Source organism: Streptomyces sp. CO7 (assembly GCF_053474865.1).
The window spans coordinates 269,499-283,193 of sequence record NZ_JBRIOU010000009.1 but is presented as its reverse complement, the minus strand read 5'-3'; the positions used below and the strand labels follow the sequence as shown (position 1 = coordinate 283,193).

9 protein-coding genes and 4 pseudogenes are annotated in these 13,695 nt (G+C 73.5%); 9 read left to right on the top strand and 4 right to left on the bottom strand.

Translation table 11 applies throughout. From position 1 onward, the window contains the following. Nucleotides 1-845 (top strand): annotated as a pseudogene (locus ACOV8S_RS27860) (hypothetical protein); the annotation flags it as partial. A gap of 145 nt (nucleotides 846-990) precedes the next feature. Here ACOV8S_RS27860 and ACOV8S_RS27855 read toward each other — a convergent pair. Continuing rightward, nucleotides 991-1,610, bottom strand: a pseudogene (locus tag ACOV8S_RS27855) (IclR family transcriptional regulator); the annotation flags it as partial. Here ACOV8S_RS27855 and ACOV8S_RS27850 point away from each other — a divergent pair. Continuing rightward, nucleotides 1,601-2,504, top strand: a pseudogene (locus ACOV8S_RS27850) (FAD-dependent monooxygenase); the annotation flags it as partial. The pseudogenes ACOV8S_RS27855 and ACOV8S_RS27850 overlap by 10 nt on opposite strands. Before the next feature lie 208 nt (nucleotides 2,505-2,712). On the opposite strand, the gene ACOV8S_RS27845 reads toward ACOV8S_RS27850, so the two are convergent. After that, nucleotides 2,713-3,423 (bottom strand): FadR/GntR family transcriptional regulator, encoded by a 711-nt coding sequence (locus ACOV8S_RS27845; protein ID WP_448321219.1) that lies wholly within the window; start codon nucleotides 3,421-3,423, stop codon nucleotides 2,713-2,715. Nucleotides 3,424-3,597: 174 nt separating this feature from the next. Here ACOV8S_RS27845 and ACOV8S_RS27840 point away from each other — a divergent pair, with 174 nt between their 5' ends. The 5 genes and pseudogenes from ACOV8S_RS27840 (at nucleotide 3,598) to ACOV8S_RS27820 (ending at nucleotide 9,704) form a co-directional block, all read left to right on the top strand. Further along, complete coding sequence (locus tag ACOV8S_RS27840) at nucleotides 3,598-5,178, top strand: 2-isopropylmalate synthase (protein ID WP_448321217.1); 1,581 nt, start codon at nucleotides 3,598-3,600, stop codon at nucleotides 5,176-5,178. After that, the gene (locus tag ACOV8S_RS27835; RefSeq protein ID WP_448321216.1) at nucleotides 5,175-6,356 is read left to right on the top strand and encodes an aminotransferase class V-fold PLP-dependent enzyme; all 1,182 of its coding nucleotides are present in this window, start codon (nucleotides 5,175-5,177) and stop codon (nucleotides 6,354-6,356) included. Before ACOV8S_RS27840 ends, ACOV8S_RS27835 begins: the two co-directional genes overlap by 4 nt. Before the next feature lie 121 nt (nucleotides 6,357-6,477). After that, nucleotides 6,478-7,479: a TIGR00341 family protein gene (locus ACOV8S_RS27830; protein ID WP_448321215.1), complete on the top strand. Its 1,002-nt coding sequence runs from the start codon at nucleotides 6,478-6,480 to the stop codon at nucleotides 7,477-7,479. Between the two features lie 143 nt (nucleotides 7,480-7,622). Beyond that, nucleotides 7,623-8,171, top strand: a complete 549-nt coding sequence (locus tag ACOV8S_RS27825) for a TetR/AcrR family transcriptional regulator (protein WP_448321213.1) — start codon at nucleotides 7,623-7,625, stop codon at nucleotides 8,169-8,171. Then, nucleotides 8,171-9,704 (top strand): annotated as a pseudogene (locus tag ACOV8S_RS27820) (MFS transporter). The gene ACOV8S_RS27825 and the pseudogene ACOV8S_RS27820 overlap by 1 nt, the downstream one beginning before the upstream one ends. 34 nt (nucleotides 9,705-9,738) lie before the next feature. Here the strand turns inward: ACOV8S_RS27820 and ACOV8S_RS27815 are convergent. Further along, nucleotides 9,739-10,500: a DeoR/GlpR family DNA-binding transcription regulator gene (locus tag ACOV8S_RS27815; protein ID WP_448321211.1), complete on the bottom strand. Its 762-nt coding sequence runs from the start codon at nucleotides 10,498-10,500 to the stop codon at nucleotides 9,739-9,741. A 92-nt stretch (nucleotides 10,501-10,592) separates the two neighbouring features. Between ACOV8S_RS27815 and ACOV8S_RS27810 the strand changes: the two genes are divergently transcribed. Together ACOV8S_RS27810 and ACOV8S_RS27805 are read left to right on the top strand one after the other, a co-directional pair. Then, entirely contained in the window at nucleotides 10,593-11,837 is a 1,245-nt protein-coding gene (locus ACOV8S_RS27810) for an MFS transporter (RefSeq protein WP_448321209.1), read from the top strand. Between the two features lie 139 nt (nucleotides 11,838-11,976). Beyond that, nucleotides 11,977-12,585 carry a dihydrofolate reductase family protein gene (locus tag ACOV8S_RS27805; RefSeq protein WP_448321207.1) on the top strand — a complete coding sequence of 203 codons (609 nt, stop codon included), beginning with the start codon at nucleotides 11,977-11,979 and terminating at the stop codon, nucleotides 12,583-12,585. A 74-nt stretch (nucleotides 12,586-12,659) separates the two neighbouring features. Here the strand turns inward: ACOV8S_RS27805 and ACOV8S_RS27800 are convergent, their stop codons facing one another. Beyond that, nucleotides 12,660-13,502 carry a hypothetical protein gene (locus ACOV8S_RS27800; protein WP_448321206.1) on the bottom strand — a complete coding sequence of 281 codons (843 nt, stop codon included), beginning with the start codon at nucleotides 13,500-13,502 and terminating at the stop codon, nucleotides 12,660-12,662. Between the last annotated feature and the right edge of the window lie 193 nt (nucleotides 13,503-13,695).

Below are 13,695 nucleotides of genomic sequence, written 5' to 3'. Positions count from 1 at the left end.
GGGGCGTGGTGGGGACGGCCGACGACCGGACGGGCGCGGTGCGTTCGCTCGCCCTGCCCGCGGGCGAGCAGGTCGCCAACTCGATCTCCACGGCGCCGACCGGCACCGCCGTGTCCACCACGCACGCCACGTACCTGCTGACGGCCGCGGCGGACGGCACGCCGCAGATCGCCTGGCGCAGGGCCTACGAGCGGGGACCGGGCCGCAAGCCCGGCCAGCTCAGCTGGGGCACCGGCTCGACGCCCACCTTCTTCGGCCCGCGTACCGGCGCCGACTACCTGACCATCGTCGACAACGCGGCCCCGACCGTGAACCTGCTGGTGTACCGCGTCGCCGACGGTTCCCAGGTCTGCTCGGTGCCGGTGCTGAAGGCAGGCGGCAGCGGCAGCGAGAACTCACCGGTGGCCGTGGGCGACAGCGTCTTCATCGCCTCCACGTACGGCTATCCCTACCCGCAGCTCCCGGAGGGCGCGGGGGAGAGCGTGCCCGCGTCGGGAGCCTTCACCGGCGGCCTGTCACGGGTGGACGTTCGGGCGGACGGATCCGGGTGCGACCTGAAGTGGGACAACCGCGTCCGGTCGGCGGCGGTGCCGCGGCTGTCCACGGCGGACGGGAAGCTGCGCACGGTGCTGCGGGAGCCGGTGATTCCGGGCACCACCGCCACTTCCGTCCTCGACCCGTACCACTACGCGGAGATCGATCCGGAGACCGGCGCGGTGACCCGCACCAAGTGGCTGGGCAGCGGCTTCATCTTCGACACGCTGCAGATGGTGGGCTCCATCGCGCCCGGCCGGGTGGTCCTCCAGGGCACGACCACCGGCGTCCTGCGGATCACGGCCGAGTAGGAGCGGACGCCCGCCGGCCCTGTGCCGACCGGTGCCCCGGGCCGTCACTGTGGCGGCCCGGGGCGCCGGTGTGGCGGCCCGGTGCTCGAGCCGCTGACCGGAGCGCCGAGGGCCAGGCAGTGCGCCGCGAGCCCAGGATCAGGGGTCAGGCGGAGCCGGACAGGTCCTCCTGCAGGGCGCCCGCCGCGGCCTCCAGCGCGTTGACCAGGGAGCGCAGCCGGTGCGGGTCGTAGCGCACGCTGGGCATCGACACGGACAGGCCCGCCAACGCCCTGCCCTCCGCGTCGCGCACCGGGACGCCGACGGCGACCAGGCCCCGCTCGGACCGCTCCTTGTTCACGGCGAACCCGTTGCGCCGCAGTCGCCGCAGGTCCGCGCGCAGCCGCTCCAGGTCGGGGAGGTCCGCCGTGCGGTCACGGTCGTCGTGGTCGCGGCGGCGTCCGGGCGGGTAGACCTCCGCCAGCTCCTCGTCGCTGAGCTCGGCGAGCAGCAGCAGCCCGGCGGTGGTGCGGTGGGCGGGGAAGACCATGCCCTCGCGGGAGCCGACCCGCAGCGCCTGCCGTGACTCGACGCTGGCGACGAAACGCGCGGTGTCCCCGGTGCGCACGGTCAGTTCGCGGTCTCGTCCAGCAGGGTGACCCGCCGGTGCAGGTGGGGCAGGGCCGCCGCGCGCAGCCGGGAGACGAGGGACTGGGAGTGGGCGGCCAGCTCCAGCACCGGGCCGGCGCGGTACACCCGGTCCTCGCCCTGCACGGCGAAGTCGCGAGCGGGCCGGCGTCGAACTGCTCACCGACGCCACGGTCGTCGGCTACGAGAACACCGCCGGGGGCGCCCTGGTCCGTCTCGAGGACGGCACCGTCCACGAGGCGCCGCTGGTCGTCGCGGCGGACGGGCTGCACTCGGTGGCCCGCCGTCAGCTCGTCGGAGACGACGTGGTCAGCTCCTCCTACGTCGCCTACCGGGCGGCCGTGCCCATCGAGAAGGTCCAGGACAACGGCGTCGCGGAGAAGGACGTCACCCTGTACGTCGGCCCGCGCTGCCACTTCGTGCAGTACGCGCTGCGCGGCGGCGCCATGTTCAACCAGGTCGCCGTCTTCGAGTCCCCCAAGGCGCCGGCCGGCCAGGAGGACTGGGGCACCCCGGACGAGCTGGACGCTGCCCTTCGCCGCCACCTGCGACACCGCGCGCCACGGCATCCCGCTGATGTGGCGCGACCGCTGGTGGCGGATGTTCGACCGCGACCCGATCGAGACCTGGGTACACGGCCGGATCGTGCTCCTCGGCGATGCCGCGCACCCGCCGCTGCAGTACATGGCACAGGGCGCGGTCATGGCGATCGAGGACGGCTGGGTGCTGGCCGAGCACTGGGCGAGGGCGGGGGAGGCCGCCGCTCCCGGCGAGCGGCCGGACCGGGACGGCGCCCTCGCGGCCTACGAAGCGGTCCGCGTGGAGCACTGCCGCCGGGTGCAGACCACGGCCCGCGCCTGGGGCGAGCTGTGGCACCTCGACGGGGAGGACCGCCTGCGGCGCAACGAGATCCTGCGGGCCCGCGGCACCTACGACTACTCCTTCACCGACTGGGTCTACGGTCCGACCGCGCTCACCCCGGACGAGGAGCCCGAGATGTTCACGCCGATCCCGGTGACCTCCCCGGCCTGACGCCGGGAGCGGGGCAGGGGGGCGACGACGGCGCCGTCGTCGCCCTCGGTTCTCGTCCGGCGGGTCGCCGAACTCTTCCACGCCGAGCCGCTCGTCGACGAGCTCAACTCTCCGCTGCCTGGGCCGCCCGGTCACCCACGACGTCCACCGCGACGCGGCGCACCGCTCCCGGGCGCTGCCCTTCACCCACGCGTGACGGCGGCGGTCCTCAGGCGGAGGGGCGCCGTCCGCGGTCCGGGCCGGGAGGCGGGGTCACCGGGTCCCCCAGCAGTGACCGAAGGTGGTCGCGGCTGAGGGAGCGCGCGGCGTCGGCGTCGCGGGCGAGGACGGCCTCGAACACCGCCGCGTGCGCGGCCTGGTCCTCGTCGCTGCCGAACCGCCGGCGGATCCGCAGCATGTCGACCATCGCCTGGCGCAGGCGGGGCGTGAAGTCGTCGAACAGGCCGACGAGGATCTCGTTGTGCGAGGCGGCCACCACGCTGCGGTGGAAGGCCAGGTCCGCGTCGACGTGTTCCTCGATGTCGGAGCGGTGCTCCTCCCGCTGCCGCAGGGCGCGGCGCATGGCACGAATGTCGGCCGGTGTGCGCCGACCGGCGGCCAGGCCGGACGCCTCGCCCTCGATGGCGAGGCGCGCCTCGACCACAGTGGTGATGTCCGCCTGCCGCAGGACGAGATCACGGTCCTCGTCCGGGTCGAGGGCGGTGACGAAGACACCGGCGCCCTGCCGGGTCTGCAGCACGCCCCGCCCGGCCAGTTGACGGATCGCCTCACGGACCGTCGAGCGGCCGACCCCGAGCTGCGGCGCCAGGGTCGTCTCGCCGGGCAGTTTGCCGCCCAGCCGCCACTCGCCCGCACGGATCCGCTGAAGGAGGAGGTCGGCGGCCTGATCGGCCAGCGACGTCCGACGAATGTGTTCCACGCCGGGATATTACTCCTCTACTTGTCTGAGGAGTTGTGTTAGCGTGCGGCGCATGCTGATCCAGGATTCCCGACTTCTTCGCCGCCACGGCGGGGTCCTGCCGAACCGGCGCCCCTCCGTGGAGCGGGGACATGCGCCGGTTCGCTTCACGGTCCACGAGGAGGAACCCACCGCATGTCGTCGATTACCGCTCTCCGCACGCCTGCCGGGCCGGTCCCGGCGGACGCGCCCTCCTGGAACCGCCAGCGCGGCTCCCTCATGCCCTCGCACCGGTACCGCGACGTCCACGCGCGCGTCGACGTGCCGCTCAGCGGGCGCGACTGGCCCGGCCGCCGACTGACCCGGGCGCCCCTGTGGGTGCCGGTCGACCTCCGGGACGGCAACCAGGCGCTGCCCGAGCCGATGGACCCCGCGCGCAAGCGCCGGTTCTTCGAACTGATGGTGGCCATGGGGCGGCTGTGGGACGCGACGCCTCAGCGGCCGGTGATCCTCAACCTGCCCGCGACCGTCGAGGTCGCGACCCCGAACGTGTACGCCGACCAGATCGAGCACATGCACAAGAACCTCGCCCGCCGCGAGAGCGTGATCCTCTCGGTGCACCCGCACAACGACCGCGGCACCGGCGTCGCCTGTGCCGAACTGGCCCTGCTTGCCGGCGCGCAGCGGGTCGAGGGCTGCGTCTTCGGCAACGGCGAGCGCACGGGCAACGTGGACCTCGCGACCCTGGCCCTCAACCTCCACGCCCAGGGCGTCGACCCGATGATCGACTTCTCGGACATCGACGAGATCCGCCGCACCGTCGAGTACTGCACGCAGCTCGAGCTGCACCCGCGCCACCCCTACGTGGGCGACCTGGTGCACACCGCGTTCAGCGGCACGCATCAGGACGCCATCAGGAAGGGCCTCGCGGAGCACCGCGCACGCGCGGCGGCCCAGGGTCTGTCCGCCGACCGGGCCGAATGGCGGGTTCCCTACCTGCCGATCGACCCGGCCGACATCGGCCGCTCCTACGAGGCCGTCATCCGGGTCAACTCCCAGTCGGGCAAGGGCGGCATCGCCCATCTCCTGGAGACCGCCCACGGCATCGAACTGCCGCGACGCCTCCTGATCGACCTGGCCCGGCACGTCCAGCACCACACGGACGCGGAAGGGGCCGAGGTGTCGGCCCACCAGGTGTGGCAGATCTTCCAGGAGACGTACCTGCACGACGGGCCCGCGGCCGTCACCCTGACCGGATGCGAATCCCGGGAGGCCGGCGAACGCGCCGCCACCGTCCGACTCTCGTTGCACGGCCAGGAGTTCACCACCACGCACCAGGACGTCGGCCCCGTCGAGGCGCTGGTCCACGCCCTCGACGGTCACGGCCTGGGCGTGGAGATCCTCGGCCTGCACCAGACCAGCGTCCGGTCCGGCAGCGACAGCGACGCCCTCACGCTGGTGGAGTACCGGACGGCGGAAGGGACGGGCTGGGCTGCGGGCGTCGACCGCTCCGTGCTCACCGCCACGCTCGACGCGGTCGTCCGCGCGGCGAACGCGGTGGCGAACGCGGCGGCCCGCAAGGAGGCGGACACGGCGGCGACCGCGGCGGTGCACAGGGCGGCGGACACGGCGGCGACCGCGGCGGTGCACAGGGCGGCGGACACGGCGGCGACCGCGGCGGTGCACAGGGCGGCGGACACGGTGGCCGACGCGTCGGCCACCGGCGCTCCGGTCGGGCACGAAGGTGCCCAGGAGCTGGAAGGAGCGCGGCGATGACGCCGCCGATCGACGTCGAACGGGTCCGCCGGGACACGGCCGGGGCGGCGGGCGTGGTCCACCTCGACAACGCCGGCTCCGCGCTGCCGCCCCGCCCGGTGACCGACGCCGTGGTGGAGCACCTGCGGCTGGAGGAACTGATCGGGGGCTACCGCGCGGCGGATGAGCGGTCCGAAAGGATCGAGCACACCTACGACGCGGTGGCCGCCCTGGTGGGCGCCCGGCGGGAGGACATCGCCCTCGTCGAGAACGCCACCCGCGCCTGGGACATGGCGTTCTACTCCCTGCCGTGGGCGAAGGGGGACCGGATCCTGACGGCCCGCGCCGAGTACGCGAGCAACGCCATCGCCTTCCTCCAGATGGCCCGCCGTCACGGCGTCGGCGTCGAGGTCGTACCCGACGACGAGCACGGGCAGCTGGACGTCGACGCGCTGCGGGCGATGATCGACGAACGGGTCAGATTGATCGCCGTCACGCACGTACCGACGCAGGGCGGTCTGGTCAACCCCGCCGCCGAGATCGGACAGGTGGCCCGCGAGGCCGGGGTGCTCTTTCTCCTCGACGCCTGCCAGTCGGTCGGCCAGATGCCGGTCGACGTCGAAGCCATCGGCTGCGACCTGCTGACGGCGACCGGCCGCAAGTTCCTGCGCGGCCCGCGCGGCACCGGCTTCCTGTACTGCTCGCCCCGCGTCCGCGAGCAGCTGGAACCGCCGTTCCTGGACCTGCACGCCGCCACCTGGACGGGGCCGGACACGTACCGGATCCGATCCGACGCCCGCCGCTTCGAGAACTGGGAGTCCTCGGTCGCCGGCCGGATCGGCCTCGGCGTCGCCGTGGACTACGCCCTCGACCTCGGCCTCCACGCGATCGGGCACCGCGTGAGCGCACTCGCCGACGAACTGCGACGACGGCTCCGGGACATGCCTGGGGTGCGGGTGCACGACCGGGGCCTGCGCCGGTGCGGCATCGCCACCTTCACCGTCGACGGACACGACAGCCAGGAGGTCGCGCGGGGGCTGCGGGCCCGCGGGATCAACGTCTCGGCATCGGTCGTCGGCCACGCGCGCTGGGACCTCGCGCCCAGGGGACTGACCTCCGTGGTCCGGGCGTCCGTGCATTACTACAACACGCGGGAGGAGATCGGTCGGCTGATCGAGGCCCTTCCGGGTCCTCGGTAGGACGTGGCGTGTGCCGGCGGCGCGCGGCGCCGCCGGCCGGGCCGTGACCGGAGACGCCCGGCCGGGCCCCGGCGCCGTGTCCTTGCCGCCCGGTGGACGTCACGGTCCGGATACTGGGCGCATGCCGGGCCAACTGCGCGACAGGATCCTGCCGGTCAGGCAGCGCCGTTCCCTCGAAGAACTTCTGGACGACCTCGACCTGTCGTCGGGGGACACCCTGTCGAAGCAGTCGGCGTTCTGGACCATGCTGACGCTCTCGGCCGTCATCGCCGTGAGCGGCGTCCTCACCGACTCCACCGCGACCGTGATCGGGGCGATGATCGTCGCCCCGCTGTCGACCCCGATCATGGGCATCGCCCTCGGCGCCGTGCTGCGTCGCCGCACCACCTCGGCCGCCTTCGTGGCCCTCGGCGGCCTGCTCGTGATCGGGATCGGGGCGGTGGCCTCGCTGGTGGTGCCCAGCACCTACGACCTGCTGAGCGACAGCCAGATCTCCGGACGGACCTCGCCGGGGCTCATGGACCTGGTCGCCGCCCTGGCCACCGGCTTCGCCGGCGCGGTCGCCCTGGCCCGCAAGGACGTCGCGGCCGTCCTGCCGGGCGTGGCCATCGCCATCTCGCTGGTGCCGCCCCTGGTGGTCACCGGCGTGTGTGCGGGCCAGACCGCGTGGTGGCTCGCGCTCGGCGCCCTGGTGCTGTTCCTGTCCAACTTCTTCGCCCTCGTCTTCGCCGGCATGGTTGTTTTCGCCGCCCTGGGCTACGCCGCCGGCCCGGAGCGGCACGGCCGACGGACCCCGCGCCGCGCCTACGTCATGCTCGGGCTGCTCTTCACCGCGGTCCTGCTGCCCCTGGGCGTCAACACGGCGGCCACGGTGCTGCTGAACACCTGGGCGTCGCGGACGAAGACCACCGCCGAGCAGTGGCTGTCGCGCAGCCCCGGCGCGGAGGTCACCGGCGTCGACTCCGCCTCCAGGACGCTGTACGTCCACGTGCTCGACCCCGGGGACCTGCCGCCGGTGGAGGACCTGATGCGCGACCTGGAGGGCCGCGTCCCCGACGGCCTCCCGATCGTGGTCGACACCACCACGGGCCGGCGGATCGACGCGGGCACGGTGGGCGGATGAGGCCGGACGGCGCGCGTCACGCCTTGCGCGAGCCGTGGACCCGAGCAACGACTGCGCGAACAGGGGGACCGTGAGCTTGCGGCGCATGAGCCGGCCGTGGCCTGTATGAGACATTGATGTCTCATGTGGGTTACGCTTGACTCATGAGCTTCGATCGTGACCACGTGCTGCGCACTGCGGCCGACCTGCTGGCGCGCAGGTCCACGGCGACCACGGAAGAGATCGCCCGGGCCGCGGGCATCAGCAGGGCGACGCTGAACCGGCACTTCCCCGGCCGGGACGCGCTGGTGCGCGCCCTGGAGGAGTTCGGCATCGCCGAGTGCGAGAGAGCCCTGGACGCGGCCCGCCCGGAGGAGGGGAGCGCCGAGGAGGCGCTGCGCCGCCTGGTCCGCGCGGCCGAACCGTGCGCGGGCCTGCTCGCCTTCCTCTACTCCGAGAACCAGCTCTTCGAGGGCGAGGAGCAGAACGCCGGCTGGGCCCGCATCGACGAACGGCTCACCGGCCTGTTCCGGCGGGGCCAGGAGAGCGGAGAGTTCCGCATCGATCTGAGCGCGGTGTGGCTCACCGAGGCCCTCTACGGCCTGCTGGCCGCGGGCGGCTGGGCCGTCACCGAGGGCCGGGTCGCCCGCAACGACATCTCCCACATGCTCGTCGAGCTGCTGCTCGGCGGCGCCATACGGAGGGACGCGTGATGACCACCCTTTCGCAGACGGTCGATCACGGCAGTGCCCAGCGGACTCCGGGGCGCTGGATCGCCCTGGGCGTCCTCGTCCTGGCAGTACTGCTCGTCGCCGTGGACGCCACCGTGCTCGGTCTGGCCACGCCCTACCTCAGCGAGGACCTGCAGCCCACGGGCACCCAGCTGCTGTGGATCGGCGACGCCTACTCCTTCGTGATCGCAGGCCTGCTGGTCTCGATGGGCAGTCTCGGTGATCGCATCGGACGCAAGCGCCTGTTGCTCATCGGCGCGACCGCGTTCGGTCTGGTCTCGCTGCTGAGCGCCTACGCGACGACCCCCCGAGACCATGATCGTCGCCCGGGCGCTGCTCGGTGTCGCCGGTGCCACGCTGATGCCGTCCACCCTCGCGCTGATCCGCAACATCTTCCAGGACCAGCGGGAGCGCAGCCTCGCCATCGGCATCTGGAGCGCCGCCGCCTCGGCGGGCATGGCGGTCGGCCCGATCGTCGGCGGCGTGCTGCTGGAGCACTTCTGGTGGGGCTCGGTCTTCCTGATCAACCTGCCGGTGATGGCGCTGCTGGTCTTCGTCGGCATCCGGATGCTCCCGGAGTCGCGCAACCCCGCTCCGGGGCCGTGGGACCTGCCGAGCGTCCTGCTGTCGCTGGTCGGCATGGTCGGCGTCGTGTACGGGATCAAGGAGGCCGCCGCCCACGGGTTCACCTGGCCCACCCTGGTGGCGGGTCTGCTCGGCGCCGCCGCCCTGTACGCCTTCGTCCGGCGGCAGCGCGAGCTGCCCGTCCCGCTGGTGGACGTCCGGCTGTTCCGCAGCCGAGGCTTCAGCGGTGCCGTCCTGGCGAACCTGCTGACCATCCTCGGACTGTCCGGACTGCTGTTCTTCCTCTCCCAGTACCTGCAGCTCGTCCAGGACCGGGGTCCGATGCAGGCGGGCCTCGCCGAGCTGCCCGCCGCCGTCGGCGCGGTGGTGGCCGGTCTGCTCGCGGGCGCCGCGGCGCGCCGCGTGTCGGTACGCGCGGTCGTCTCCGGCGGCCTGGCCGCCATCGGGCTGACCCTGGCCGCCCTCACCACGCTCACCCAGGCCACCGGCTACCCCCTGCTGGGCACCGCGCTGCTGGTCGTCGGGTTCGGCGCCGGACTGTCGTTCACCGTCACCTCCGACGTCATCCTCACCGCCGTCCCCAAGGAACAGGCCGGCGCCGCCTCGGCGGTGTCGGAGACGGCGTACGAACTCGGCACCGCCCTGGGAGTTGCCCTGCTCGGTTCGGTCGTCACCAACGTCTACCAGGGCTTCACCGGGCCGGCCGGAACACCGGAGGCGGCCCACGAGTCGCTGGCCGGAGCCGTGGTGGCAGCCGAGCACCTGCCCGCCGGTCCCGCCGGGGCGTTGCTGCACGCGGCACGCGAGTCCTTCGTCGACGGCGTGGCCCTGGCCGCAGGCGTCGGCGCCGGACTGCTGCTGCTCGCCGCGGGCATGGCCTGGTTCCTGCTGCGCGGGCAGAAGCTGACCGACGAACCCGTCGAGCACTGAAAGAGCCCGGCCCCGGCCGGGCCGGGGAGCCCTGTCAGACGGTGCGGACGACGGTGCCGGCCGTCTCCAGGGCGGCCACCTCGTCGGCGGGCGCGGTGGTGTCGGTGACGAGCGTGTGCAGGAGGGCGGAGGGCACGACGTGGGCGAAGGCGGTGCGTCCGAGCTTGCCGCCGTCCGTCGCGGCGACGACGCGGCGGACGGAGGCGACGGCCGCCTTCTTCACCGTGGCGTCGTCGAGGTCGTAGGCGGTCAGCCCGTCGGCCGCGCTCAGCCCGCAGCAGCCCACGACGGCGGTGTCGAAGCGCAAGGCCGCCAGGGAGGCGAGGGTGAGCGGCCCGGTGAGGGCGCCCTCCGCGGCCCGGGGCTGCCCTCCGGGCACGACCAGGGTGGCCGGGCCGGGGGCCTCGGCGAACAGCTGGACGGCCTGCAGGGACAACGGCATCACCGTCACGGGCCGCTCACGCAGCAGCCGCGCGACCTCCAAGCAGGTGGTGCCGCTGTCCAGCAGGACGCTCTCGCCGTCCGCGACGAGGGCGGACACCTCGGCGGCGATCCGCCGCTTTGCGTCCAGCGCCTCGTGGGCACGCAGCGCGAACGGAGGCTCCTCGCCCCGCAGCAGCAGGGTGCGGGCCCCGCCCCGGACACGTTCCAGCACGCCCTGGGCGGCCAGCGCGTCAAGGTCGCGGCGGATGGTCATCTCCGAGGCCCCGGTCAGCTCCGCGAGTTGCTGGACCGTGGCGCTCCCGGAGTCCCGGACGGCCTTCGCGATCAGCGCGTGGCGGTCTGCGTAGCTCATGCCCGGAATTGAACACCACTGCCGAACGAACAGGCAATCTGTTCGCCGATGCGACTTTCGAACAAGAGGCTTGTTCGTTTACGGTGATCGGCATGGAACGTTCGCTGCGAGCCGCCCGCGGGGCGACCTATGTCTACTTCGTCCTGTGCGGCATCCTCATGGGCGCGTGGGTAGTGCACATCCCCGTCGTCGAGGAGCGGGTGGGCATCAGCCACGCCACCCTGGGCGGCCTGCTCGTCCTGCTCGGACTCGGGGCCTTCCTCGGCATGCAGGTGGCCGGTCCGCTGACCGACCGCCTCGGGGCACGCGTCGTCGTCCCCGCGAGCGGCGTGCTGTGCGGCGCGTCCCTGATCCTGCCCGGCATCGCCCAGGACCCGTGGACGCTGGCGGGCGCTCTGCTGGTCTTCGGCTTCTGCAACGGCTGCCTGGACGTGTCCATGAACGCCCATGCCGTGCACGTCGAGAAGGCCTACGGCCGGCCCGTCATGTCCGGCTTCCACGCCACGTTCTCCGTCGGCGGCGTCGTCGCCGCGCTCGCCGCGGCGGGCGCCACCGCCGTCGGGCTGCGCCCGGTGGCCGGCATGGCCGTGATGGGAGCGGTGGGGATCGTGGTCGCCCTGGTCTCGGCCCGGGCCCTGATGCCGGCCCCTGCCGCGACCGGGAGCCCGGCCGCCGCGCTCGAGGGCGCGGCCTCCGCCGCCGAAGGCACCGCCCCCGCTCCCGGGAAGAAGGCGTCGGCCGTCGGTGGCGGCACCGGACGGGTGTGGCTCCTCGCCGTCCTGGCACTGATGGTGATGCTGTGCGAGGGCGCGGCGAACGACTGGAGCGCGCTGCACCTGCAGGACGTCCTCGGCGCGTCGACCGGCACCGCCGCCTTCGCGTACGGCACCTTCGCGGCCGCCATGACCGTGGGCCGGCTGCTCACCGACCGCTGCGTCGCCCGGTTCGGGTCCATGGCGATCCTGCGGTACGGCTCGGCGCTGGCGGCGGTGGGCATCACGCTGGTGGCCCTCTGCCCGTGGATGTGGGCCGCGTTCGTGGGCTGGGCGCTGTTCGGGCTGGGCCTCTCCGGCACGGTTCCGCAGCTGTTCAGCGCGGCCGGGCACGCCGACCCGGCGGCCGCCGGGGCCAACGTCTCCCGCGTCGCCGGACTCGGATACGTCGGCATGCTCGCCGGCCCCGCCCTCATCGGCTGGCTGACCCGCCTGGTCGCCCTGGACCACGCCTTCATCCTGCTGACCCTGCTCTGCGTGACCACCGCCCTGGGCGCCGGGGTGCTGCGCACCGCCTCGGTCGACCGCACGCCACGGAGCGAGACGACGCCCGCCGGCCACTGACCGCTCGTGCGGCACGGCCTGACCTCGTGCCGCACGAGCCCGCCCCCCCCGCGCCGTTCTCGCGTCTCCACGGCGCGGCCGATGAGTATGCGGCTCCCGACCGGTCCACCCTGGTGACACCCCAGGAAAGGACAGCGCCATGTCGGAGCTTCTCGTCGACTTCATCACGTCCCTCGACGGCTACGCCTCGGGCGAGGGATGGCCCGGGTTCTGGGGGCTCGAGGGCCCGGAGTACCTCGCATGGCTCGGTGAGCAGCCCAAGGTCACCTACCTGATGGGAGCGAACACCTACCGCCTGATGTCGGGCTTCGCCGAGGGCCGGGTCCCCGACGGCCAGGACGAGTTCCGGCCCGAGGAGGAGGCGTCCGTCGACGAGCTCACGCAAGCGCCCAAGGTGGTGTTCTCCTCCTCCCTCGAGGAGCCGCTGACGTGGGCCAACTGCACGCTCGTGCGCGACGACGCCGTCGATGCGGTCCGCGCCATGAAGTCCGCCGGCGGCCCGGAGCTCCTCAGCACCATCGGCAGCCTCAGCCTGAGCCGGTCCCTGCTGCGCGCCGGACTCGTCGACCGCTTCCGGGTCGTGATGTTCCCGGTGATCACCGGGGCCACGGGCGAGGAACGCATCTACGACGGCTATCCGGACGTCGCCCTCGAGATGACCGAGTACCGCACCTTCGACGGCCGCATCCAGCTGGTCGAGTACCGGCCCCGCGTCCTCGAGCACCCGCCGCTCGGGGCCCCTGCCTGACGTCGACGCCTGGGCGGACCCGCCGCCGCCGCGCCGACGCCTCGCCGACCGCGACGGCGGGGACCGGTCGGGGATCAGTCGAGGACGGTCTGGTTCGGGGTCGGGGTGCGGCCGGCCAGGACTTCTTGGAGCCGCGGCGTGCCCTGCCGCACCGCCGAGTCGGTGGTGCTCGTCTTCGCACCGCTCACGCCGCCCTGGGTGACGGTGATCGCGTTCGTGCCGACCCGCACCACCGCGATGGCCAGGGTGAGGGTCACCGGGTTGCCGTCCTCGTCGCCCTGCACCGTGACGGTCAGGCCCTGCCGGGCGTCACCCTCCTTCGGGATCGCCGTCTCCACCACCTCGACGGTGCGCTTCCCGCCGTCGTCGCCGGTCAGGGTGAAGCGGTCGCAGCTCTGCGGCAGGGTCTTCAGCCACTGCATCGAGTCGTCGAGCGTCTTCGGGTCGTACGTCGCGACCTGGTACAGCAGCCGCGAGTCGCCCTCCTCGAAGCCGGCGAGCGCCGAGGCGCCGGACGGGCGGCCGAGCAGCGTCTCGTCGAACAGCGCGTCGGTCATGCGTTGGCACTCGGCGGCGTCCGCCTTGCCCGTCAGGAACTGCGCGGCGTCGACCTCGCCGACCAGGAGGCTGTCGCGCCAGGACCGTGCGGTGGAGGTCGTGACCTGCGTCCAGTCGTCCTCGATCTGCGCCGCGGTGATCAGCGCGTGGCGGGCGCCGTCCTCGGTGAGGGTGGGGGAGGGCGAAGGGGTGCCGGTCGCCGCCGCGGCGGGACGTTCGCCCCGGTGGGCGCCGGTGCGGGCCTCGGGTCCGCTGCCCGTCTCCGCGCCGGAGCAGGCGGTGGTGGCGAGCAGGGCCCCGGCCGCCATCGCGGCGGCGAGGTAACGCATCGGCCGGACGGCCGGACGGGGAGTGGTCACCGGTGCCTCCTGGGTCCTGAGCTGCGAGTCCCGCGGTCCGCGTCGCGGGGACGGAGCGACGGCGGCCCGGCGCGCCTCGGGCGCACCGCACCGGACCCTCCGTGCCTCCACCGCATCACCCACCGGCCGCCACGACCAGCGCAGCACGTCGGACGGGTGACGGGCGACGACGAGCCGCGCCGTGGGTGTCGGC